We start from the raw sequence: 22,548 nt of genomic DNA on the forward strand, positions 1-22,548 counted from the left end.
TCCGCTTAGCGACGCTCGCCAAATTATCTGCTGACGCAGCTAATTAAGTGAGCCAGGTTAATGCTCAAGCCATGAGCGTTTTTGCAAAAACGCTCTAAAAGAAAGGTGGTCAGTCATGGCTCAATTTGCTCAAATTATTGTTGATGTGCCAACTTTACAAACAAATCGGCCTTATGACTACGCCATTCCGCTAGTGTGGCAAGATCAGCTACAAGTCGGGATCCGGGTCGTGGTTCCTTTTGGTAAAGGTAGTCGGCAAGTGCAGGGATTTGTGGTCGGTACCAGCGATACACCGCCAGATTACGCAGGGGAGCTAAAAACGATCGCCCAAGTACTCGATCTGCAGCCGGTATTGAATACAGAATTGTTAGCACTGGCTAAATGGCTGGCACAATGGACCTTTGCCTTTCAAATTAGTTGTATGCAAACTATGCTACCCAGCATGATGAAGGCAAGTTATACTAAAAAAGTTCGCTTAACGGGGGCCGCAACACCGGCGACGGCTGCCATTTTTAATGGTCAGGCGGAACTTGATTTTGCGGATCTTGCGCCAGAAACGATCAAACAATTATTAAAATTACAGCGGCAAAATTTGGTTGAAGTCGATTATCAAGTGCATGATCGGGCCAAAATTAAAACGATCAAGGCAATTCAGCCGCTATTATCGGTTGCTGAATATACGGCAGCGGCAGCAAAAGTACCGGCTAACGCCAAGCGACAGCACGATTTATTAGCTTATTTAAGTGCCCACGCAACTACTACGGCGCCGTTAAGTTTGCCCCAGATCACGGCCGAAACGCAGTTGACCTTAGCCCATATGCATACGGGTGCTGATAAAGGTTGGCTGCGGATCGTTGACTTAGAAACGTATCGTGATCCTTACGCCGAATTGGCCACCGCGCCCCGGACGCAGCCGTTGACGCTAACGGCAGAGCAGGCGACCGCTGTTGAGCAAATTACAACCGCGGGCCAGCAGCAACAAGCCAAAGTTTTTTTGGTGGAAGGTGTGACTGGCAGCGGCAAAACCGAGATCTATTTACAGTCGATCCAAGCTGCGATCGCCAAGGGCCAGACGGCGTTGATGTTAGTGCCGGAGATCGGCTTAACGCCACAAATGGTCACGCGGGTAAAAGGTCGATTTGGCGCCCACGTTGCCGTACTGCATAGTGGCTTGTCCAACGGTGAACGTTATGATGAGTGGCGTCGAATTGAGCGTGGCGAGGCCCAAGTGGTGGTCGGTGCACGTTCAGCTGTGTTTGCACCGCTGACTAATTTAGGTTTGATCATTATGGATGAAGAACATGAAAGTAGCTACAAACAAGACGATATGCCGCGCTACCATGCGCGAGATGTGGCTTTGTGGCGCGCGAGGTATCATCATTGCCCAGTTGTTCTAGGTAGCGCTACGCCGTCATTAGAGTCACGGTCACGGGCACAAAAAGGTGTCTATCAGCTGATTCGGTTGAAAGAACGCGCCAATCATCAACCACTACCAGAAGTGACGGTGGTCGATATGAAAGACGAATTGAAGCAGACCAAAGAGGACAATTTCTCTAGTCTATTATTGCAGGAATTACACAAGCGCCTGCTCCATCAAGAGCAAAGTGTGTTGATGCTTAATCGGCGTGGCTTTTCATCATTTGTCATGTGTCGTGACTGTGGTTTTGTGCTTAAATGCCCGAATTGTGATATTTCATTGACTTTGCATATGGACACGCACTCAATGAAATGTCATTATTGTGGTCATGAAGAGGCGATCCCCCAGGTTTGTGCCAATTGTCAAAGCCGTAAGATCCGTTATTATGGTACGGGCACGCAAAAAGTTGAAAGTGAGCTAAAAGTTTTGCTACCGGAGGCGCGCATTTTGCGGATGGATGTGGATACTACACGACGTAAAGGCGCCCACGCCAAAATTCTGCGCCAATTTGGTAACCACCAGGCAGATATTTTGTTGGGCACGCAAATGATCGCCAAAGGGCTTGATTTTCCTGACGTCACCTTAGTCGGCGTGCTGAATGCCGATACTGCTTTAGGCTTGCCGGACTTTCGTGCCAGTGAACGGACTTTTCAATTATTGACCCAAGTAAGTGGCCGTGCTGGGCGGGCGGATAAAAAAGGTGAAGTGATCGTGCAAACCTATAATCCTGAGCACTACGCGATTCGGTTGGCGCGCCATCATGATTATGAAGGCTTTTACCAACGCGAGATGACGTTACGCCATCAAGCCGGGTACCCGCCGTATTATTACACTATTTTGGTGACGGCTAGCCACGAAGAAGAAAATGAAGCGGCGAAAAAGATTTTTCAGTTGATGAATCAGGTCAAGCCGGCGTTGTCACCGCAAGCCGTCTTGTTAGGACCAACACCACGGGCGATTGCGCGGGTCAATAAGCGCTACTACTACCAAATGGTGATCAAATATAAGCACGAACCACAATTAGAAAAAATACTGACCCAGATCATGCAAGAAAATCAGGCTCGTAATGGCATTCAAATTTCGATCGACCGCGAGCCGCTAAGTTTTATTTAAAACATGTTTTTATTGGCTTATTGTCATAAATTTAGGATAAACGGACCGAAAAAAGGGTGATTTTTGCTCCTTTTTCAGCCCATTCAGTAAAAGACAGAAAGAGGGGGAGTCTATGACTTCAATCGTATTTATGGGGACGCCTGAGTTTTCGGCGCCAATTTTGGAAAGTTTACTCACTAACGACTATCAAGTACTAGCAGTCGTGACTCAGCCGGATCGGCCAGTTGGGCGGAAGCACGTTTTAACGCCTTCACCAGTAAAAAAAGTGGCAGTAGCCCACCAGGTCCCTGTTTTGCAGCCGGAAAAATTAAGCGGTAGCCCAGAAGCAGACCAAGTGGTGGCGTTAGCACCAGATTTGATCGTCACCGCAGCTTTTGGCCAGTTTTTACCTAAAAAGGTGCTGGCGGCTGCTAAAATTGCTGCCATTAACGTGCACGCGTCATTATTACCCAAGTATCGTGGCGGCGCGCCGATTCAGTACGCCTTACTAAATGGCGAGACTGAAACTGGCGTGACGATCATGAATATGGTCATGAAAATGGATGCCGGCGATATTTTACGTCAAGCTAAGTTGCCGATCACCGCTGCCGACGATAACGGCACTTTGTTCGCCAAGCTGAGCCAAGTCGGCGAAAAGCTGTTGTTAGCGACTTTGCCTGATTTACTAGCCGGCAAGATCACGCCCCAACCACAGGATGAAAGCCAAGTCACTTTTTCACCTACGATTAAACCTGGCGAAGAACAAGTGACACTAGATATGTCCGCCAAGGCGATCGATTTTAAAGTGCGCGCACTACGGCCACAACCAGGGGCGTTTGTTAAAATTGCTGGACAACGGACGAAGCTGTGGCAAGTACAGCCAAGCGCTGAGTCAACTAATTTAGCCGCTGGCCATGTGGCGGTGCTCAGTAAGCATCAATTAGGTGTGGCTACAGCGGACCACAAAGTGCTTTACATTGATGAAATTCAACCAGCCGGTAAGGCAAAAATGACCATCACAGCGTATTTAAACGGCCAGGGACATGGCCTTAAGGAAGGGCAACCACTCATTGAAGACTAACATTAAGCATTCACCGCGATATTTAGCGGTTAAATTATTAGACCGCGTTGCCGATTCTGGCAGTTACGCCAACATTACATTGGATCAAACGATTGAAAAAGAACAATTGCAGCCAGCTGACGCCAGTTTACTGACCAATTTGGTTTACGGCGTGATCCAGCGCCAATTAACCTTGGATTTTTATTTAAAGCCATTTATCAAAAAGCCGCAACGCTTAGAGCGCTGGGCCCGACAAAACTTACGGGTCGCCGTCTACCAAATGGTTTATTTGGATAAGATCCCTAATCGCGCTATTTTCTACGAGGCCACCGAAATTGCCAAAAAAATGGGTAATAGTGGTGTCGCCGGCTTAATGACGGCGATTTTACGCCAAATTGAACGCAAGGGTGTCCCGCAGCTGACCACGATCAGTGATCCACTGACTCAGTTAAGTATCAGCGCCAGCGTGCCCCAATGGCTAGTCGCAAAGCTAACTGACCAATTAGGTTTGGAGAAGACGCAGGCTATTTTGACAACGATCAATCAACCAGCAGCGGCTTCAATTCGGGTCAACACTGCGATCGCAACGGTGGCTGAAGTTCAATCTGAATTGGCGGAGCTTGATTTAGACACTGAACCTAGTGAAATTTCGCCGGTCGGCTTAGTCCGTCGGGGTGGCTTTTTAGCGGGGACCACCGCTTTTGCCTACGGACAGTATACGGTCCAAGATGAGAGCTCAATGTTAGTGGCTGCCAGTATGCAGATCGAACCACAGCATCAAGTATTGGATGCTTGCGCTGCGCCTGGAGGCAAGACTACCCACATCGCCAGTTATTTATCAGCAGAAGCTGGCGGTCACGTCGAGGCTTTTGACTTGCACCCCCATAAAGTTAAGCTGATCAAAGATAATGCTAAACGATTGCACGTGGCGGATGTTGTTACGGCACGCGCTTTTGATGCCCGTAAAATTCGTGACGTGGTGGCTAACAAGTCATTTGATCGGGTATTAGTCGATGCGCCTTGCTCTGGGCTAGGCCTAATGCGCCGGAAACCAGAGATCAAATACGCCCGCCAACCAGAAGATTTGCTGAATTTGCAGAAAATTCAATTAGAAATTCTAGAAAGTGTCGCGATTAAAGTCAAACTTGGTGGCATTTTAACCTATAGTACGTGTACAATTGTTAATGAAGAAAATCAGGATGTGATCCAGCAGTTTCTCGCAAAACATGCGGAGTTCGAGCTGATCCCAGTGCATACGGATAAAGAGCTTAAAGTGGCGACTACGCCATATTTGCGCTTATATCCAGATGATTATGGGACTGACGGCTTCTTCATTTGCAATCTGAAACGGAAAATGAGGTAACAGGGATGAAATTCGCTTACCGGACGGATGTTGGCCAACGGCGAGCCAACAACGAAGATTATGTAAGCGTCTATCAAAATATAGCTGGGGTCCAATTCGCGATCGTTGCGGACGGTATGGGTGGTCACTTGGGTGGTGACGTGGCTTCAGCCATGGCCGTTTTACATATTGGCTATGATTTTGAGCAGACCGAGTTTGATAAGATCGAACCGATCATTTCGTGGTTGGTAGCAGAATTACAGAAAGAAAATGAACATATTTTAAATAAGTCGCAACAGTACCCTGATCTGTCGGGGATGGGCACCACTTTTGTTGCGGCGATCTATTACCAAAATGAGTATATTATCGCTAATATCGGGGATAGTCGGGCGTATCTCTACCAAAATGCTAAGTTAAGTCAGCTGACCGAAGATCATTCGCTGGTCAACGAATTGGTTAAGCATGGTCAGATCAGTGCCGAGGCGGCGCGCCACCATCCGCAAAAAAACATTATCACGCGGACGTTAGGCGTTTCTGAACAGGCGGATGCCGATGTGGTCGTTCGCCGCGCCCAACATGGTGATTACATCTTGTTGTGTTCCGATGGCTTGACCAATATGGTGACCGATGCCGAGATCAGTGATATCTTAGCCAGTCCGCGTTCATTAGAATTAAAGTGCCAAGCCCTAATTGATCAGGCTAATGCCGCTGGCGGCCTGGATAATATTACGGCGTTACTACTATATGAGGATCGTGGGGTGGCCGCACAATGATGGAAGCAGGATATAAATTAGGCGGTCGCTATCGCGTGATCCGTCCAGTCGGCGAAGGTGGCATGGCCAACGTTTATTTGGCGCAAGATTTAATTCTTAATCGTGAAGTTGCAATCAAGGTGTTGCGGTTAGATCTGCAAAATGATCCCGATACGATCCGGCGTTTTCAGCGCGAAGAATTAGCAGCGACTGAACTTGTTCACCCCAACATTGTGTCTGTGTATGACGTGGGTGAAGATAACGGCTTACAGTATATTGTTATGGAGTACGTTTCTGGCGCTGATCTGAAAGGCTATATCGCTGCGCATTTTCCAATTTCATATGCGGAAGTTGTGCGGATGATGACCGAAATTTTAGCGGCAGTCCAACAAGCGCATGCACATGGCATTATCCATCGCGATTTGAAGCCACAAAATATTTTAGTCGCGCCATCAGGGCATTTGAAGATCACTGATTTTGGGATCGCAGTGGCGCTATCAGAAAATTCGATCACGCAAACGAATTCAATGCTGGGCTCGGTGCATTATTTGTCGCCGGAGCAAGCGCGCGGTAGTATTGCTACGAAACAGTCCGATATCTATTCGTTGGGGATCATTTTGTACGAAATGCTGACTGGTAAGGTGCCGTTTGAAGGCGAAACGGCAGTGAGTATTGCCTTAAAACACTTTCAAAATGAAATCCCTTCGGTGCGCAAAATTGATGCCGGTATCCCGCAAGCATTGGAAAATGTTGTGCTGCGGGCAACGGCTAAAGAACCAAGTGAACGTTATGAATCAGTTGCGGCAATGACTGCGGATCTAAAAACAACGCTATCGCCGTTACGGGTCGGTGAACCTAAGTTTGTTTCCCAAGTCAATAATGAAGAAACTAAAATATTGCCGCGCATTGATCCAGAACAGTTTAATACGAGTTCAGCGGCACCAACGTCGGCAGCTACCAGCACTGCGGCTGCACCAACATCTGCAGCAACGACGCCACCGTCTGATAAAAATTTACAAGCGCAGAAACAAAAACGGCCCCACCCTTGGATCATGATCGCCGGTTTATTAGTCGCAGCACTGATCATTATTGGTGGCTATTTCGTGGTTAACCAGTTGCGGCCCGTTGCAGTTCCTAATGTGACCGGCATGACCCAAAGTAAAGCTGAATCGACTTTGATTGCGGCGCAATTTAAGGTTGGCGCGACCACTAAAAAAAGTAGTGATCAAGTTCAAGCTGGCCGCGTGATCCAAACGACACCGGCGAAAAGCAAAAAAGCGAAGCACCGTTCTGTGGTTAAAATGCAGATCAGCACCGGCAAACAAGAATATGTTGTCAAAGATTATACCGAGCGTAGCTATGCAACGGTGGCGGCCCAACTAAAAAAAGCCGGCTTTAAAGTTAAGCGCACAACGATCATTTCGCGGAGTTATGCTAACGGGCGGATCGTTCAACAAAGCTTAGATGCCGGCACCCGCGTGATTCCAAAAGGTAAGCGGATCACATTGACCGTCAGCGTCGGTGCCAGTGGGTTTAGTTTGCTCGACATGACAAATTGGTCACAGGCCAGTGTGCAGCAATATGCCGGCAGCATGGGGTTCACTTTGAATACGAAATATGATTATTCATCTGCGGTACAAGCGGGTGCGGTGATGTCGCAATCACCAGCCGCTGGCACTGCCGTTGCCCGGGATGCTAAAATAACGGTCGTACTTTCCCGGGGGAGTCAAGCGGATGGCGCGCCAGATTGATGGCGCAGCATTTAGTTTAGTCAATAAGATTTGGAGGCGAAAGTTTGGCACAAGGACAGATCCGTAAAGCGCTAAGTGGCTTTTATTATGTTTATTCAGATCAGCAAACGTTTCAAACGCGTGGTCGTGGTAATTTCCGTAAACGCAACTTAACGCCGTTGGTTGGCGATTACGTTGAATTTGAAAGCACCAATCAAGCGGAAGGCTACGTTTTAGAGCTATTACCGCGTAAAAATGCTTTGGTGCGGCCACAAGTGGTCAATGTTGATCAGGCAGTCGTGGTGACGTCTTGCGTTAAGCCTAATTTTTCCAGTAATTTGTTGGATCGTTTTTTGATGACTTTGGAACAGAAAAATATTCGGCCGTTGATTTATTTCACTAAAGGTGATTTATTGACCGCCGCTGCGCGCGAAGCTTTGGCGCCAATTGTGGCTTACTATGAAGGGCTCGGTTATCCGGTGTTTTTCGGAGCTGATCCTTTTGCTTCTGCACAAGTCCAACAACTGACGACTCATTTTGCTGATCAATTGACTGTCTTTATGGGCCAATCTGGTGCCGGTAAATCAACTTTACTGAATCATATCGATCCGGAATTACAGTTAAAAACGGCCGCTGTATCAGAAAGTCTGAGTCGAGGTAAACACACGACGCGCCACGTTGAATTATTGCCGTTATTTGGCGGCTTAGTGGCAGATACGCCTGGCTTTTCTTCGCTAAACTTAAGTGAATTCGAGTTAACTGAATTACCGCAATTATTTCCTGAGTTTGTGGCGGCAGCAGTGGATTGTCGCTTTCGGGCTTGTCAGCATGATCAAGAACCTGGATGTGCGGTCAAACAGCAAGTCGAAGCTGGTCAGATCATGGCTAGTCGCTACGAAAACTATTTACAATTTCGCAGCGAGAAAAAAGCGGAAAAACCTAAATATAACGGAAAGCGAGGCAAAAAATAATGAAAATTGCACCTTCAATTTTAAATGCGGACTTTGCTAACTTGGCCCATGATGTCCAAGTCGTCGAGAACGGTGGCGCGGATTATTTACACGTTGATATCATGGATGGGCAGTTTGTACCGAATATTACTTTTGGCCCCAGCATGGTGGCAGCATTGCGGCCAGTAACTAAATTAGTGCTGGATTGTCATTTGATGATCGAAGCACCTGAACGTTTTGTGGCTGATTTTGCCAAAGCCGGCGCGGATATTTTAACGTTGCACGTTGAAAGTACACCGCACATCTACCGTGCTTTGCAAATGGTCAAGGCAGCAGGCGTTAAAGCTGGCGTAGTGGTCAATCCGGGGACACCATTAGAAATGATCAAAAATGTTTTGCCGTTAGTCGACCAAGTGTTAGTGATGACGGTCAATCCTGGTTTTGGTGGTCAAGAATTTTTGCCAGCTATGTTAAGCAAGGTTAAGCGCCTAGACCAATTACGCCAAACCAACGACTATCAGTTTGAAATCGAAGTCGATGGTGGGATCAGCAATGAGACGGTAAAGGCTTGTTCTGACGCAGGGACAGATGTCTTTGTTGCGGGTTCATACGTTTATGGTGCAGCTGATCCAGCGCAACAAATTCAGACTTTACGCAATATCGCCGCTAGCAATGACTGAGTTTAATTTATTAGCTGGTGGGCCGCCCGCATCATGGCCGGCAGACTTACCACAAAAAAAAGCCGCTCATTGGTTGGCGGCAGATCGTGGTGCATTGCGTTTATTAAAATTAGGCATCACGCCACAAATTGCTGTGGGCGATTTTGACTCATTGGCGCCAGCGGAATTAACGTTGTTGCAAAACCAAGTCACTGATATTCGTTATGCGGTTGCCGACAAGGATGAGACCGACACGGAGCTTGCGTTAGCGATCGCGTTGAACGAATTAAAAGCTACCCGCGTGACGTTATATGGTGCGACTGGCGGCCGTTTAGATCATTTATTAGACAATTTATTCATGTTATTGCAACCGCGTTTTCTGGCTGATTGTCAGCGCGTGCGGCTACTTGATCGGCAAAATAGTTTCCGGCTGTTTTTACCAGGGGTCCATACGATCACCCAGGAAAGCGGCCAGCATTATTTGGCGTTTGCACCAATGACTGCGGTCACTGGCTTGACGCTTTATGACACGAAGTATCAATTAAGGGATGCAGATTTTTCGCAGCCAATTATGTTTGCCAGTAATCAATTTACTAAAAAAAGTGCCACCTTTAGTTTTCGAACTGGGGTAGTCGCAGTGGTTCAAAGTCATGACTAAAACAAAAAGAGCCTAGGCGATCGCCTAAGCTCTTTTCTTATCGTCTAATTTAATTAAACGCGCGTAACCTTACCGGATTTTAATGTCCGTGCAGAGATCCATACACGTTTTGGTTTGCCATCAACTAGGATGCGCACTTTTTGCAAGTTTGCTTTCCAGCTACGACGGCTATGGTTTAACGCGTGTGAACGCTTGTTACCGAAGGTTGTCCCTTTGCCGGTAATGAAATCTTTAGCCATGTTCTAGTCCTCCCTTAAGCATTTTTACATGCTGCTCGTTAATACTTACCTGATATAATTTATCATAATGAGCCCGCGATTGCAATACTTTTCTTTCAAGTAAATTTGCTTGACAGCAAGTAAATAATTGGGCCAGTTGCGGCTAATTTATGATTTAAATGTCATAAATCAAGTTCTAAATTGACCGTCAGCACAAAATTAACAACGCTTATAGGCGGATCTTTGGCTGAACTAATTTCTGCATGGTAATGGTCGAAGTAAGCTCAGAATCAGCACGACAATCTAAACTGCGCCAGAAACTATCTTTTTTGCCGGGATCAGGAAACTGGAGGATCTCTAATTGCGGCTGCTGGGCAAATTCGGCCGCACAGCGCCAAGCTTTTTTGCCCAATAAAAGTAACTTGATTTGATCATTCGGGTGTTGGGCAATGAAGTCGTGTAATTCAACAGTTTCACGAGCTAAAGCAAAATAAATATTATGCTGTTTAAAGTGGCGTAATAATTGCCGCGGTGTGAAATTTCGTTCTAAATGGCGCAGCTTGGCTTCGATCTGTGGTTGACCCAGCAAGTAAGCCATTAGGCGACGATACGGCTTAGCCGCTAAACTTAGCGGCGTCGGAATGAAGGCTGCAGTGGTAAAGGGATAGTGAGTCACGTTTTCTGTGGCCGTGTAGTCGGCGGTTGCTTGATACTTTTTACTACCGACGATCAATGTGATAGTAGTCATAAGAGTACCTCCGTTTACTTTTAGCATAAAAGCAAAGGTGGTAGTGATGCAATAAATACGCAATTTAATGGTAAAATAATAAGGACAGGCCGAGGATAACTTTTCAATGGTTTCCGGCTATGATAGAATGGCGTGTAGAAGTTTTTTTAATGACGTGGTGCTGATTTGATTTGAATGCCAGTCGGCACACATGCCCAGAGTAAAAATGAGGAGGTTCTTTTAATGGCTGTGCACATTAAAACCCAATACGGTACGATCGATATTGCTAACGCGGTAATTGCTACAGTTGTCGGTGGCGCGGCAACGGATGTTTATGGCATTATCGGAATGGCAAGCAAAAATCAAATACGCGATAACTTAAACGATATTTTACGCAAAGAAAATTACGCACGTGGCGTCGTTGTGCGCCAAGAAGATAACGGTGTCGCCATCGATGTTTATATTATTGTTGGTTACGGCACTAAGATCTCTGAGGTTTGCCGCAACGTCCAAGCTAAAGTGAAGTACAATTTGGAGACCATGCTAGGCGTCACGGCTAATTCGGTCAACGTCTTAGTTCAAGGTGTCCGCGTGTTAGCCGACTAAACTAGGCAACTAAATGGATTCAAGTACACAATTAAAAATATAATTTAACTAAAATTAGACGCAAAAATGGACTAAAAAGGGCAGATGCTTCTATCTAGTTAGGCTAGGTTCCAGCAGCGAAGTGCCTTTTTTTGCACGCTATCAGGTGACTACGAATATAGGCCAACTTAAGAGAATGAATAACCCTTGTTCGTGAAGTAGAGCCATGTTTCAACTTAGCGGTCTTCGCTATAGTTGAATGGACATCGCCCGCAACATAAAAATTAATTAACGGTTCTAAGTTAATTAATAAACCCTTGTTCGTGAAGTAGAGCCATGCTTCTTGCGGCACGGTTTTTGCCACAAGAATGGACATCGCCCGCAACATAGAAATTAATTAACGGTTCTAAGTTAATTAATAAACCCTGTTCGTGAAGTAGAGGAGGATCAGTTTTGGAAGTAACAGAAATAACGGCAGCGAAATTTCAAGATATGGTGCGGATCGGCGCCCACCGGCTGACTAAAAACGCCGAGTTTGTTAATTCATTGAATGTTTTCCCAGTGCCCGATGGTGACACGGGAACAAATATGAGTCTATCTTTTGGTAGTGGTGCCAAGGCAGTGAATGAATCCAACGCTAAATCCGTTGGTGAATTGGCACAGTCATTGGCCAAAGGACTATTAATGGGTGCCCGCGGTAATTCTGGCGTGATCACATCGCAAGTTTTCCGCGGCTTTGCTAGTAGCGTTGCCGGTAAAGAGGTACTGACCGCTCAAGATTTGACGGCAGCATTGATGAGCGGCGTCGAGACGGCCTATAAGGCAGTGATGAAGCCCGTTGAGGGAACTATTTTGACGGTGGCACGTGAAGCAGCGCGGGCAGCTAATAAGCAAAGTAAGGAAACCACTGATGCGGTAGTTATTTTGCAGGCAGTGGTGACCGCCGCTAAAAAAGCGCTGGCGAAAACGCCTGATCTATTACCTGTTTTAAAAGAAGTCGGCGTTGTTGATTCGGGTGGTCAAGGCTTAGTTTTCATTTATGAAGGCTTTTTAGAAGGCTTATCCGGTGACGTGGTCGCGGATGATACTTACCAACCTGATGATTCAGAAATGGACGAAATGGTTAATGCGATGCATCACCAAAGCGTTCAGAGTCAGTTAGCCACCGAGGATATTACTTTCGGTTACTGTACAGAAATGATGGTCGGCTTAGGCGAAGCTGGTGCGACGGCGACTTTTGATTATGAAGCGTTCCGTAACCATTTAGATGGGATCGGCGATTCACTATTAGTGGTTAACGACGATGAAGTTGTTAAAGTCCATGTGCATACAGAACATCCAGGTACCGTTTTAGCTTACGGCCGTCAATACGGCTCCATGTTGAAAATTAAAATTGATAACATGCGTTTGCAGCACGAAACTATTTTAGAACAGGACCAAGCCAACGAAGCGGAAAATGCTGAAAATCAGGAACCAGTTGATTACGGCATCATCGCGATTGCTTCTGGTAAAGGTGTCGGCACGCTATTCAAGAGTCTAGGCGCAACCACGATCTTAAATGGTGGTCAAACGATGAATCCAAGCACGCAAGACATTGTTGATGCCATTACGGCGGCTAACGCTAAAAAAGCGATTATTTTACCGAATAACGGCAACATTATTTTAGCGGCGCAGGAAGCAGCCAAAGTTGCGGATATTCCAGTCGAAATTGTGCCTAGTAAGACGATTTCGCAAGGGATGACGGCGCTATTGTCATTTAACCCGGACAACTCCTTAACGGATAATCAGGAACAAATGACGGCTGGCTTGAACGATGTAGTCAGTGGGCAAGTCACGCAATCGATTCGCGACACGACCATTGATGGCTTGGCGATCAAGCGCGATGACTATATGGGGATCATTGACGGTAAAATCAAGGTGACTGACACTACACGGGCACAAGCCACGATCAATATGATCAAAGCGATGCTGAATGAAGACAGTGAGATCGTCACGATTTTGATCGGTGAAGGCGGCACTCGGCAGGAAGCGCAAACGATTGCCGATGCAGTAATGGCTGCGGATGACGAGCTTGAAGTTGAATTACATGATGGCGGCCAGCCAGTTTATCCTTATTTAGTTTCTGTTGAGTAATTTATTTAGTAACAAGCTGGGGTAAGTGCCGCAGCTTGTTTGTTTATTGTGTGGCATAAAGGTGGTGTAGGGAAATGACCAGTAAAAGTTTACTTGATTCAGTGGCAGTGCTGCCCGGCGTCGGTCCCAAAAAATTACAAGCGTTGCATGAGCTGAAAATTGAAACGATCAATGATCTATTGCATTATTTCCCGTTTCGCTACGACGATTTAAAGGTCAAAGCGCTTGATGAAGTGATCGATCAAGAAAAAGTGACCTTAAAAGGGATCGTGGTGGCGCCGCCAGTTGTGAGTCGCTTTGGCCGCGGCAAAAATCGGCTCAACGTGCGCTTATTGATCGACCACGCCGCAATTGTGGTGACTTTTTTCAATCAACCATGGCTTAAGGATAAATTTGACACCGGCGCTGAAGTTGCCGTTTATGGCAAATGGGATGCTAAGCGCAAAAGCATGACCGGCATGAAAGTCTTAGCGATCAAAAACGATGTCAGTCCTGAGTTTGCTTCGATCTATAGTGTTTCCAAAAGTATTCATCAGACGACCTTAGTTAAATTAATTCGCGCGGCTTATGATGATTACGCTGATTTGATCGTCGACGTGCTACCGCCAGCTTTGATCACCAAGTATCGGCTGGTCACAGAACAGCAAGTGATCCACGGGATGCATTTTCCCAAAACGCAAGCTGAGGCTGACGCTGCACGGCGGACCGCGATTTTTGAAGAATTTTTCTTATTCCAAATGGCGATCCAACTGTTGAAAAAGCGTGAGCAGGCGCCAGAACAAGGTTTGGCTATACATTATGATAATCAAAAATTGCGCGCCTTCATTCAGACTTTACCGTTTGAATTGACCAAAGCTCAAAAACGGGTGGTCAACGAAATTTGTCGCGATCTAAAAAGCCCGCAGCACATGAATCGGCTTTTGCAAGGTGACGTTGGTAGTGGTAAAACGATCGTCGCGGCGCTGGTCATGTACGCGGCGATCACGGCGGGTTATCAAACTGCTTTGATGGCGCCTACCGAAATATTAGCCGAGCAGCATTATAAAAACCTACAACAATTATTTGCTGATTTTGATGTCCAGGTGGCATTATTAACTGGGTCGATCAAAGGCAAAGCGCGCCAAGCGATCCTTAGCGATTTGGCCGCTGGAAAAATCGATATGATCATCGGGACCCACGCGTTGATCCAAACGGGCGTCGACTTTGCCAAGCTAGGGTTAGCCATCACCGACGAACAGCACCGTTTTGGCGTGAACCAGCGCCGGGTGCTGCGGCAAAAGGGTTATCGGCCAGATATTTTAGCGATGACCGCGACGCCAATTCCACGGACTTTGGCGATCACGGCGTTTGGTGAAATGGATGTATCGACCATTGATGAGTTACCAGCCGGGCGGATCCCGATCAAAACCAGCTGGGTTCGCAGCAATCAAGTGGCGAATGCGCTAAGTTTTATCGAAACGGAACTGGCTAAAGGCAGCCAGGCGTATATTGTGACGCCGTTGATCGAGGAATCTGAAAGTATGGATCTAAAAAATGCCCAGGCCGTTTTCACAAAAATGCAAGCTGCTTTTGCGCCGACCTACCAAGTCGGATTACTGCATGGTCAATTGAAGAACGATGAAAAAGATCAAGTGATGCAGGCGTTTAAAGCGAACCAATTTCAAGTTTTGGTGGCGACGACAGTGATCGAAGTTGGTGTCGATGTGCCGAATGCGACGGCGATGTTGATCTTTGATGCGGATCGTTTTGGTTTGTCGCAGTTACATCAGTTGCGTGGTCGTATTGGTCGTGGTCAGGCCGCATCATTTTGTATATTGGTGGCTGATCCTAAAAATCAAAATGGGATCGAGCGGATGGAAACGATGGTGGCGACCAATGACGGTTTCCAGGTGTCGCAGAAAGATCTCGAGTTGCGCGGACCTGGCGATGTGCTCGGCGAAAAGCAATCGGGGATGCCTGAATTTAAGGTGGCCGATCCAGTGGCCGATTACCGGGCGTTAGAAGCTGCACAAATTGAAGCACAAACGTTGGTCATGACTGCAGATTGGCAGCAACAGCCGGCGAATAAAGTGCTAGCCGCCTATTTAGACGCGCAGGAGCAAAACTATCAGAATTTAGATTAAGCGAGAAAACGGAGGAATAAGTCATGAAAATTGCAGTAGATGCCATGGGCGGCGACAATGGCCCAACTACGATCGTCGCTGGTGTTGAACGAGCGCGCGACCAATTTCCCGACATTGAATTTTTGCTCTATGGCGATGAAGCCAAAGTTCGGGCTGAACTCAAAAACGAACAGCGGATAACGGTAGTGGCAACCAGTGAAGAAATTCTGGCTGACGAAGAACCAGTGCGTGCTGTCCGCCGTAAAAAAGATGCCTCAATGGTGGTGGCTGCGCAAGCGGTCAAAGCCGGTGAAGCTGATGCAATTTTTTCTGCCGGTAGTACGGGCGCGCTGTTGGCGGCTGGCCTATTTATCATTGGCCGTATCAAGGGTATTGATCGACCAGGTTTAATGCCAACAATGCCTGACTTCCGCACTGGCGGGCAGTTTAACATTTTGGATATTGGCGCCAATGCCGATAGCAAGCCAGAAAACTTGTATCAATTTGCTGTTTTAGGTAATTACTACGCCAAGAATATGCGCGGCATCGAACGGCCACGCCTAGCTTTATTGAATAATGGTACCGAAGCGGACAAAGGGGATTTGACGCATAAGGCAGCCTATCAATTGATCGCTGCTGAAAAAGATTTCAATTTTATTGGCAATATTGAGGCCCGCGAGCTGTTGAATGGGCGAGCGGACGTGATCATTACCGATGGTTTCACGGGTAACGCTGCGTTAAAAACCATTGAAGGCACTTCAATGACGATTCTGCATTTGTTGAAAGAAACGATCATGGAAGGCGGCATTAAGGCTAAACTTGGTGGTGCGCTGCTTAAAGGCAGCTTAGGCTCGCTACGTGATAAATTTGAATATTCACGCTATGGTGGCGCGGTTTTGCTCGGTTTAAAGGCACCAGTGGTGAAAACGCACGGTACCGCCAGTCCGGAAGCCGTCTATTACACGATCAGCCAAATTCATGATATGCTTGAAAAAAATGTGGTCGCAGATGTAGTTGATTATTTTAGTCGTAACGAGTTAGCTAAGCGGCCAGAAAAAAACGACTAAATTGGGCTAGACAACGACGAACAAAACCATTACACTACTATTTGAACCTTAAAAGTGATTACTAGTACAGAAAAGGGCTGCGGCGCGGTTTTAGCGCTGCCTAAATTCAGCCTACCAGCAATCTACATTTGAAGTGTATTAATAAATAAGCAGCGACGAATTTGATTTGTCCGGCGCAAAATTATTGGTCGTCACCACGACCAAGCAAGGGGGGATTAGATGTCTGAGCAGGAGATCTACGATAAAATCGCGCAATTGATCGAGGAGCGCTTTGAGGTATCAGCTGATAAGGTCAGCATGACGCTTGATTTTAAGAAAGATTTAAACGCTGACTCAATTGACATTGTCGAATTTATCTTAGAACTAGAAGATACATTTGGTGCTGAGATTTCGGATGAAGATGCAGAAAAGTTAGCCACAGTGGGCGACGCTGTGAACTACGTTAAAAATCATCAATAAGTAGATCATGGATCGGCGTTATTCCGTTGAATAGCGCTGATCTATTTTTTTACCCGTAATGTGCCTTTATTTCGCCGTGACAGGTGCTAGTCTTTTATGATGAAAACCTGTATAATACGCAGGTGTGTTAAATGGGACTGGGATGGCCTGGAAAGTATTTACGTTGGCGCAATTGTGAAAATTAAGCTAGCGATAACTTCCAGATCCAACCGAGTCGGTTATTAGTTGAGCGCGTGTTCGTAAACCCAGACTGCTTACTGTTTTTGTATTGTGAATTTGAAAGGAGCCCCGTTGTGGAGCAAGAATTTTTAAATGAGTTACGTGCCAAATTTGGCATTGTCTACCAAAACGTTGATCTGTTATCAGAGGCGTTTACGCAATCGTCATACGTTAATGAGCATCCCAATCTAAAGCTGCAGGATTACCAGCGAATCGAATTTCTCGGTGATGCGGTAATGGAATTGACCGTTTCCGAATATCTATATAAAAAGTACCCCAATTATCCTGAAGGTAAATTGACCCGGTTACGCGCGGCAATTGTCTGTGAGGATAGTTTTAGTGCTTTTGCTCGTGAATGCCACTTTGATCGTTACATCAAACTTGGTAAGGGTGAAGAAAAAAACGGTGCCCGTGATCGGAATTCGCTATTATGTGATATTTTTGAAAGCTTTGTTGGCTCGTTGTATTTAGATCAAGGCAAGGCTGCAGTTCAGCGTTTTGTCGCCCAAGTTGTTTTTCCTAAAGTTGAGCGCGGCGACTTTTCATACGTGATGGATCACAAAACCAACTTGCAAGAATTTTTGCAAAAAGATGGTGAAGTCGAGATCACGTATCGCTTAATTGCAGAAGCTGGCCCAGCCAATGATGCCCAGTTTACAGTTGAAGTGGTGGCCCATGATCAAGTATTAGGTCAAGGGACTGGCCACACGAAAAAAGCCGCCGAGCAAGTTGCCGCGGAAGTCGCATTGCGTAAACTGCAGCAAAAATAACCTTAACAACGAAAAGGAGCCTGTGCGACTAGTTGCGCACTTTGCAACGTAGCGAGCACTGCTTCACAATAATGTTAGCTTATTAGCTAAGAACACTAATAAGCTAGAGGTTACGGGCGTTGTCTATTTAACTAAGGCAAAATTCGCCAAGTTAAAGCATAGCAAAGACATCCGTCTTGAGAATAATTATTTTGCTTCAGCAAAATAACATAATCAACGAAAAGGAGCTAACAGTGTGGAGCTTAAAACATTAGAAATCAATGGTTTCAAATCCTTCGCCGATAAAACTGTGATCAAATTTGATCACGGGATTACGGGTATCGTTGGCCCTAATGGTAGCGGGAAAAGTAATATTACCGAGGCCATTCGTTGGGCCTTAGGCGAACAGTCGGCTAAAAGCCTTCGTGGCGGAAAAATGCCGGATATTATTTTTGCCGGCTCTAGTGAGCGTAAGCCACTAAACCGCGCCGAAGTGACTTTAGAATTTGATAATCAAGATCATCAGTTGAAGTCAGATTATGATCAGATCAGCGTCACGCGAGTTTTGTATCGTGATGGGACTTCGGCTTTTTATTTGAATCAAAAAAGTTGTCGCTTAAAGGATATCGTTAATTTATTTATGGATTCTGGCCTTGGGCGAGAATCCTTTTCCATTATTTCACAGGGAAAAATTGCCGCGATCTTTAACAGTAAACCGGAGGATCGCCGCGGTATAATTGAAGAAGCTGCCGGTGTCGTCAAATATAAACAACGTAAAAAAGAAGCTGACAGTCAGTTACTGGCCACCGCCGATAATCTGCACCGTGTTTCCGATATTATCGCTGAATTAGCGCAACAGGTTGAGCCGTTAAAGGAACAAAGTAGCTTAGCTAAAGATTACTTACAGCAAAAGAAACAGTTAGATGAAATCACCAAAACATTATTAGTGCGACAGATCGAGTCTAAAGTGGCAACAAAACAGACCCAGCAACAAGCTTTAAAAACTGCACAAGAAAATGTGGTGTTGGCCCAACGCAATCAAACTGAATTTCAAGCTAAAGTCACGGCGCAGAAAGCCCAGCAGCAAAAAAACACGCAGCGGCTGGATACGTTGCAGCAAGATCAGCTGCGGATCACCAAGCAGCAAGCTGAACTATCCGGCCAAGCTGAATTAGCTGGTGAACGGCGGCAGGTGGCACAAGATAAGTTGGCCGAACTCACCGCAGAACTAAAAAAACAGCAACAGCAATTAAATGAGTTACAGCAAGTGATCGCCACAGAAAAAACGGCGCTACAACAGGCGGATACAGATCTACAGCAAAAACAGCAGCTGGTTAAAAACTATACCCAGGCACAACAAGTCGATGAGGCAACAATCAAACGCGCTGTGGAAGACTTACGCCAACAATATATTGATCAGCTGCAACAACAAACGACGTTGCACAATGAGGCCGTTTATTTAGAGCGCGAACAAAAACAAACTCAGGTACAAGATCAAAAGCAGCAGGCTGCTGCCGCGGCACTAAAGCAACGGATAACTGAGCTAGCTGAACAACGAACGACTGCGCAAGCAACAGCGACTAAGCTGGATCAAGCGCAGCAACAAATTCAGCAACAACAACAAAAATTACAAACGCAATTGCAACAAAATCAGCAGCAATATGATCAGCAACAGCAGCAGTGGTACCAAGCATTAGCAATCATGCAAAAAGGTGAAGCTAAGCAGGCTAGTTTGGCGGAGATGAAGGACGATTACAGCGGCTTTTATGCTGGTGTGCGTAGCATTCTCAAGCACAAGGGCCAACTAGCTGGCGTGGTCGGTGCCGTTGCGGAATTACTGACTGTGCCGCCAAAATACAATCAGGCACTGGAGGCCATTTTAGGCAATCAATTACAAGCCGTGGTCGTGGCTGATGAAGCGGCGGGTAAGCGTAGTATCGCCTATTTGAAACAGCAGCATCTAGGCCGCGCCACCTTTTTACCATTGGCAGTGATGCAGCCGCAACAACTAAGCAGTATGCAACAGCAGCAACTAGCCGACCAACCTGGCTTTATTGGCGTCGCCGCTGATCTTGTTCAATTCGCGCCGGCCCACGCTAACGTGATGCGCCATTTACTCGGCCGCATCGTTATCGCCACTGATTTAGCAGCGGCGATCAAGTTAGCGGCTATTTTGCAGCATCGTGTCCGCATTGTGACCTTGGAAGGCGACATCCTTAATCCAGGGGGCGCAATGACTGGTGGCGGTAAAACCAAGCAAAATGGCTTGCTGGTGCGCGAACAAGAACAACGCGATCTAGTGGCGCAATTGGCTAAAATGAAGGCACAATTAGCGACTAAGGAACAAGCGTTACAGACGCTAAAGCAGCAAATCGATGATGCGACGCAACAATCGACGGCGGCTGAGCAACAATTAAAAAAGCTGACCCAACAAGAATTAGAGAATCAGGCTGTTTTAAAGGATTTAGCCCGGCAGCAAACCCAATTAGATCGGGAACAAACCGCCGCTAATTTCGATAATCAACAACAATCGGATGCCGTTGCTGAGCATCAACAAAAACAAACGGCCAATCAGCAGCAAACCAAACAAATCGATGCGGCCATTAAACAAATCCAGGCTGATCTAGCCGCTAAACAGGCACAGTTGGCTAGTTGGCAATCTAATCAGGCTGCTACGGCCACTCAGCGGCAACAAGCGCAAACTGATTTAGCTGTGGCTCAGGAAAAACAAAAGCAGCGCCAACAGACTAATCGACAGCATGTTGAACAGCAAAGCACCTTGCAGGCAGCAATTGTCCGTGATCAGCAGCAAGCCGCTCAATTGACCCAACAATTGAGTTTGCAAACGCAAGATCACGCCAGCAACGCGGCTGATTTAGTACGAGCGGCCAAGCAATTAAAGCAAATTGATGCTGAGATCAAGTCGGTCAAAGCTGCCCGTGAGCAATTGTCCGCTACTTTGCAACAGCAGGAGCAGCAACTGGCGCATGCGCAAACTGGTTATCAACAACAAACTGCCGCGCAACAACGAATCGAAACTACGCTAACTAATCTGAACGAAAGTTTGAATCAAGCTTTGGCACAGTTGGAAAGTGATTATAGTTTGAGTTTTGAGGCGGCAAAAGTAGCAGCATTGACCACTGATCAAGCGAAATTGCAGCAGCAACAAAAATTACTTAAATTAGGGTTAGCTGATCTAGGCGAGGTCAATTTAGGCGCCATTGCCGAGTACGAGCGTGTCAGCCAACGCTATGAGTTCCTGTTAGCGCAGCGAGGCGACTTATTAAGTGCCCGTGAGCAATTGACGACCACCATGACGGAAATGGATCAGGAAGTCAGCCTGCGCTTTAAAGCGACCTTTGACGCAACGGCCAAAGCATTTGCAGAAATTTTCCCACAAATGTTTGGCGGTGGTCAAGCCAGCTTGAGTTTAACCAACCCCGCTGACCTACTGACCACTGGCATTGAAATTACCGCGCAGCCACCAGGCAAAAAGTTACAACAATTAAGTTTATTATCTGGTGGTGAACGGGCGCTGACCGCGATTACGTTGTTGTTTGCAATCATTAACGTGCGGCCAGTTCCGTTATGTATTTTAGATGAAGTTGAAGCTGCATTGGATGAAGCTAATGTCGAGCGCTTTGGTCGCTTTTTGCAGCGTTACGACCAACAGACGCAATTCGTTGTGATCACGCACCGCAAAGGGACAATGATGGCGATGGATGTGTTGTTTGGCGTCGCAATGCAAGAATCAGGCGTTTCGCACATGGTATCAGTGGAATTAGCAACGGATAAGCAGGAGGCGCACGCATGAGTATTCATATGATTGCTTTTGATCTGGATGGGACACTGTTAAATGATGCCAAGGAACTAGCACCAGCAACGATAACGATTTTGCAGCAGTTGGCGGCGCGGGATGTACAATTAGTGTTGTGTACTGGCCGGCCGATCAACGCAATCTGGCGTTATCTGGCGCTATTAGAACTCACCGGTGTCAATAATTACGTGGTGACTTTTAACGGCGCATTGGTTCAACAGGTGGCGACGAAAAAAATTTTGGCGCAGCACAGTTTGACGAAACAGAGCTTAACGCCATTGGTGGCGTTTGCTCAGCAAGTCAATTGGCCGCTGGATGTTTTGGACTTTGAACAAGTCTATCCACTGACTGAATTAGCACCATCACTCTATCAGCAAATGAATCCGAATTTAAAATTTATCCCCCAGACTTTCACTAGCTTACCGAATGATTTAAACTATAGTAAGGCAGTCGTTGCCGCTGACCATGAGCGGTTAGTGCAAGGCCAACTACAGTTACCGGCGCAATTAGCGACGACCTTTAACGTCGCTTCATCGCGCACTAATTTGTTGGAATTTAGTCCCACAACGGTAACTAAGGCGACTGCGCTAGATGTGTTGCTACAGCGTTTTGGCTGGCAGCGGGCGAATTTGATGGCGTTTGGCGATCAACTCAATGATCTGTCGATGCTGCAAGCAGCCGGAGTCGGCGTAGCAATGAGCAACGGTGTGCCAGAAATCAAGGCCGCCGCTGAACGGATAACGACCGTGAATAATGATCAAGATGGTGTGGCTCGTTTTTTACAAGACTATTTCAATTTATAAAACCGAATT

The 22,548-nt window shown here is 46.6% G+C and carries 18 protein-coding genes; 16 read left to right on the forward strand and 2 right to left on the reverse strand.

Annotated elements, in window-relative coordinates:
• Nucleotides 1-115 precede the first annotated feature (115 nt).
• From priA to EKM76_RS05555, 8 genes are all read left to right on the forward strand, one after another.
• Nucleotides 116-2,530: a primosomal protein N' gene (gene priA, locus EKM76_RS05520; RefSeq protein WP_125549702.1), complete on the forward strand. Its 2,415-nt coding sequence runs from the start codon at nucleotides 116-118 to the stop codon at nucleotides 2,528-2,530.
• 112 nt (nucleotides 2,531-2,642) lie between these two features.
• On the forward strand, nucleotides 2,643-3,590 hold the full coding sequence (fmt, locus tag EKM76_RS05525; RefSeq protein ID WP_125549703.1) for a methionyl-tRNA formyltransferase: 948 nt from the start codon (nucleotides 2,643-2,645) through the stop codon (nucleotides 3,588-3,590).
• Nucleotides 3,553-4,932 carry a 16S rRNA (cytosine(967)-C(5))-methyltransferase RsmB gene (gene rsmB / locus EKM76_RS05530; RefSeq protein ID WP_191986907.1) on the forward strand — a complete coding sequence of 460 codons (1,380 nt, stop codon included), beginning with the start codon at nucleotides 3,553-3,555 and terminating at the stop codon, nucleotides 4,930-4,932. Before fmt ends, rsmB begins: the two co-directional genes overlap by 38 nt.
• 5 nt (nucleotides 4,933-4,937) lie before the next feature.
• The gene (locus EKM76_RS05535; RefSeq protein ID WP_125549705.1) at nucleotides 4,938-5,684 is read left to right on the forward strand and encodes a Stp1/IreP family PP2C-type Ser/Thr phosphatase; all 747 of its coding nucleotides are present in this window, start codon (nucleotides 4,938-4,940) and stop codon (nucleotides 5,682-5,684) included.
• The gene (gene pknB, locus EKM76_RS05540) at nucleotides 5,681-7,414 is read left to right on the forward strand and encodes a Stk1 family PASTA domain-containing Ser/Thr kinase (protein ID WP_125549706.1); all 1,734 of its coding nucleotides are present in this window, start codon (nucleotides 5,681-5,683) and stop codon (nucleotides 7,412-7,414) included. Before EKM76_RS05535 ends, pknB begins: the two co-directional genes overlap by 4 nt.
• Nucleotides 7,415-7,458: 44 nt before the next feature.
• Nucleotides 7,459-8,364: a ribosome small subunit-dependent GTPase A gene (gene rsgA / locus EKM76_RS05545; RefSeq protein WP_125549707.1), complete on the forward strand. Its 906-nt coding sequence runs from the start codon at nucleotides 7,459-7,461 to the stop codon at nucleotides 8,362-8,364.
• The gene (gene rpe / locus EKM76_RS05550; RefSeq protein ID WP_164507604.1) at nucleotides 8,364-9,023 is read left to right on the forward strand and encodes a ribulose-phosphate 3-epimerase; all 660 of its coding nucleotides are present in this window, start codon (nucleotides 8,364-8,366) and stop codon (nucleotides 9,021-9,023) included. Before rsgA ends, rpe begins: the two co-directional genes overlap by 1 nt.
• A complete protein-coding gene (locus tag EKM76_RS05555; protein ID WP_125549709.1) occupies nucleotides 9,016-9,660 on the forward strand; it encodes a thiamine diphosphokinase in 645 nt (214 codons plus the stop codon). The genes rpe and EKM76_RS05555 overlap by 8 nt, the downstream gene beginning before the upstream one ends.
• 53 nt (nucleotides 9,661-9,713) lie before the next feature.
• Here the strand turns inward: EKM76_RS05555 and rpmB are convergent, their stop codons facing one another.
• Together rpmB and EKM76_RS05565 are read right to left on the reverse strand one after the other, a co-directional pair.
• Nucleotides 9,714-9,899 carry a 50S ribosomal protein L28 gene (gene rpmB, locus EKM76_RS05560; protein ID WP_125549710.1) on the reverse strand — a complete coding sequence of 62 codons (186 nt, stop codon included), beginning with the start codon at nucleotides 9,897-9,899 and terminating at the stop codon, nucleotides 9,714-9,716.
• A 208-nt stretch (nucleotides 9,900-10,107) separates the two neighbouring features.
• Complete coding sequence (locus EKM76_RS05565) at nucleotides 10,108-10,626, reverse strand: hypothetical protein (RefSeq protein WP_125549711.1); 519 nt, start codon at nucleotides 10,624-10,626, stop codon at nucleotides 10,108-10,110.
• A 222-nt stretch (nucleotides 10,627-10,848) separates the two neighbouring features.
• Between EKM76_RS05565 and EKM76_RS05570 the strand changes: the two genes are divergently transcribed.
• From EKM76_RS05570 to EKM76_RS05605, 8 genes are all read left to right on the forward strand, one after another.
• Nucleotides 10,849-11,211: an Asp23/Gls24 family envelope stress response protein gene (locus EKM76_RS05570; protein ID WP_125549712.1), complete on the forward strand. Its 363-nt coding sequence runs from the start codon at nucleotides 10,849-10,851 to the stop codon at nucleotides 11,209-11,211.
• A gap of 432 nt (nucleotides 11,212-11,643) precedes the next feature.
• Nucleotides 11,644-13,323 (forward strand): DAK2 domain-containing protein, encoded by a 1,680-nt coding sequence (locus EKM76_RS05575; protein ID WP_125549713.1) that lies wholly within the window; start codon nucleotides 11,644-11,646, stop codon nucleotides 13,321-13,323.
• Nucleotides 13,324-13,397: 74 nt separating this feature from the next.
• Nucleotides 13,398-15,446, forward strand: a complete 2,049-nt coding sequence (recG, locus tag EKM76_RS05580) for an ATP-dependent DNA helicase RecG (RefSeq protein WP_125549714.1) — start codon at nucleotides 13,398-13,400, stop codon at nucleotides 15,444-15,446.
• A 23-nt stretch (nucleotides 15,447-15,469) separates the two neighbouring features.
• Nucleotides 15,470-16,492: a phosphate acyltransferase PlsX gene (gene plsX / locus EKM76_RS05585; protein ID WP_125549715.1), complete on the forward strand. Its 1,023-nt coding sequence runs from the start codon at nucleotides 15,470-15,472 to the stop codon at nucleotides 16,490-16,492.
• 219 nt (nucleotides 16,493-16,711) lie between these two features.
• On the forward strand, nucleotides 16,712-16,951 hold the full coding sequence (acpP, locus tag EKM76_RS05590; protein ID WP_125549716.1) for an acyl carrier protein: 240 nt from the start codon (nucleotides 16,712-16,714) through the stop codon (nucleotides 16,949-16,951).
• Nucleotides 16,952-17,244: 293 nt separating this feature from the next.
• On the forward strand, nucleotides 17,245-17,940 hold the full coding sequence (gene rnc, locus EKM76_RS05595; protein WP_125549717.1) for a ribonuclease III: 696 nt from the start codon (nucleotides 17,245-17,247) through the stop codon (nucleotides 17,938-17,940).
• Between the two features lie 235 nt (nucleotides 17,941-18,175).
• On the forward strand, nucleotides 18,176-21,733 hold the full coding sequence (smc, locus tag EKM76_RS05600; protein WP_125549718.1) for a chromosome segregation protein SMC: 3,558 nt from the start codon (nucleotides 18,176-18,178) through the stop codon (nucleotides 21,731-21,733).
• Nucleotides 21,730-22,539 (forward strand): Cof-type HAD-IIB family hydrolase, encoded by an 810-nt coding sequence (locus EKM76_RS05605; RefSeq protein WP_125549719.1) that lies wholly within the window; start codon nucleotides 21,730-21,732, stop codon nucleotides 22,537-22,539. Before smc ends, EKM76_RS05605 begins: the two co-directional genes overlap by 4 nt.
• Nucleotides 22,540-22,548: the final 9 nt, after the last annotated feature.

This window comes from Loigolactobacillus zhaoyuanensis, from assembly GCF_003946385.1.
Lineage (GTDB): Bacteria > Bacillota > Bacilli > Lactobacillales > Lactobacillaceae > Loigolactobacillus > Loigolactobacillus zhaoyuanensis.

What these genes read in the sequence shown, in the direction of transcription:
- priA (WP_125549702.1), top strand. Translation starts at nt 116, where the DNA reads ATGGCTCAATTTGCTCAAATTATTGTTGATGTGCCAACTTTACAAACA.
- fmt (WP_125549703.1), top strand. Translation starts at nt 2,643, where the DNA reads ATGACTTCAATCGTATTTATGGGGACGCCTGAGTTTTCGGCGCCAATT.
- rsmB (WP_191986907.1), top strand. Translation starts at nt 3,553, where the DNA reads ATGGCCTTAAGGAAGGGCAACCACTCATTGAAGACTAACATTAAGCAT.
- EKM76_RS05535 (WP_125549705.1), top strand. Translation starts at nt 4,938, where the DNA reads ATGAAATTCGCTTACCGGACGGATGTTGGCCAACGGCGAGCCAACAAC.
- pknB (WP_125549706.1), top strand. Translation starts at nt 5,681, where the DNA reads ATGATGGAAGCAGGATATAAATTAGGCGGTCGCTATCGCGTGATCCGT.
- rpe (WP_164507604.1), top strand. Translation starts at nt 8,364, where the DNA reads ATGAAAATTGCACCTTCAATTTTAAATGCGGACTTTGCTAACTTGGCC.
- EKM76_RS05555 (WP_125549709.1), top strand. Translation starts at nt 9,016, where the DNA reads ATGACTGAGTTTAATTTATTAGCTGGTGGGCCGCCCGCATCATGGCCG.
- rpmB (WP_125549710.1), bottom strand. Translation starts at nt 9,899, where the DNA reads ATGGCTAAAGATTTCATTACCGGCAAAGGGACAACCTTCGGTAACAAG.
- EKM76_RS05565 (WP_125549711.1), bottom strand. Translation starts at nt 10,626, where the DNA reads ATGACTACTATCACATTGATCGTCGGTAGTAAAAAGTATCAAGCAACC.
- EKM76_RS05570 (WP_125549712.1), top strand. Translation starts at nt 10,849, where the DNA reads ATGGCTGTGCACATTAAAACCCAATACGGTACGATCGATATTGCTAAC.
- recG (WP_125549714.1), top strand. Translation starts at nt 13,398, where the DNA reads ATGACCAGTAAAAGTTTACTTGATTCAGTGGCAGTGCTGCCCGGCGTC.
- plsX (WP_125549715.1), top strand. Translation starts at nt 15,470, where the DNA reads ATGAAAATTGCAGTAGATGCCATGGGCGGCGACAATGGCCCAACTACG.
- acpP (WP_125549716.1), top strand. Translation starts at nt 16,712, where the DNA reads ATGTCTGAGCAGGAGATCTACGATAAAATCGCGCAATTGATCGAGGAG.
- EKM76_RS05605 (WP_125549719.1), top strand. Translation starts at nt 21,730, where the DNA reads ATGAGTATTCATATGATTGCTTTTGATCTGGATGGGACACTGTTAAAT.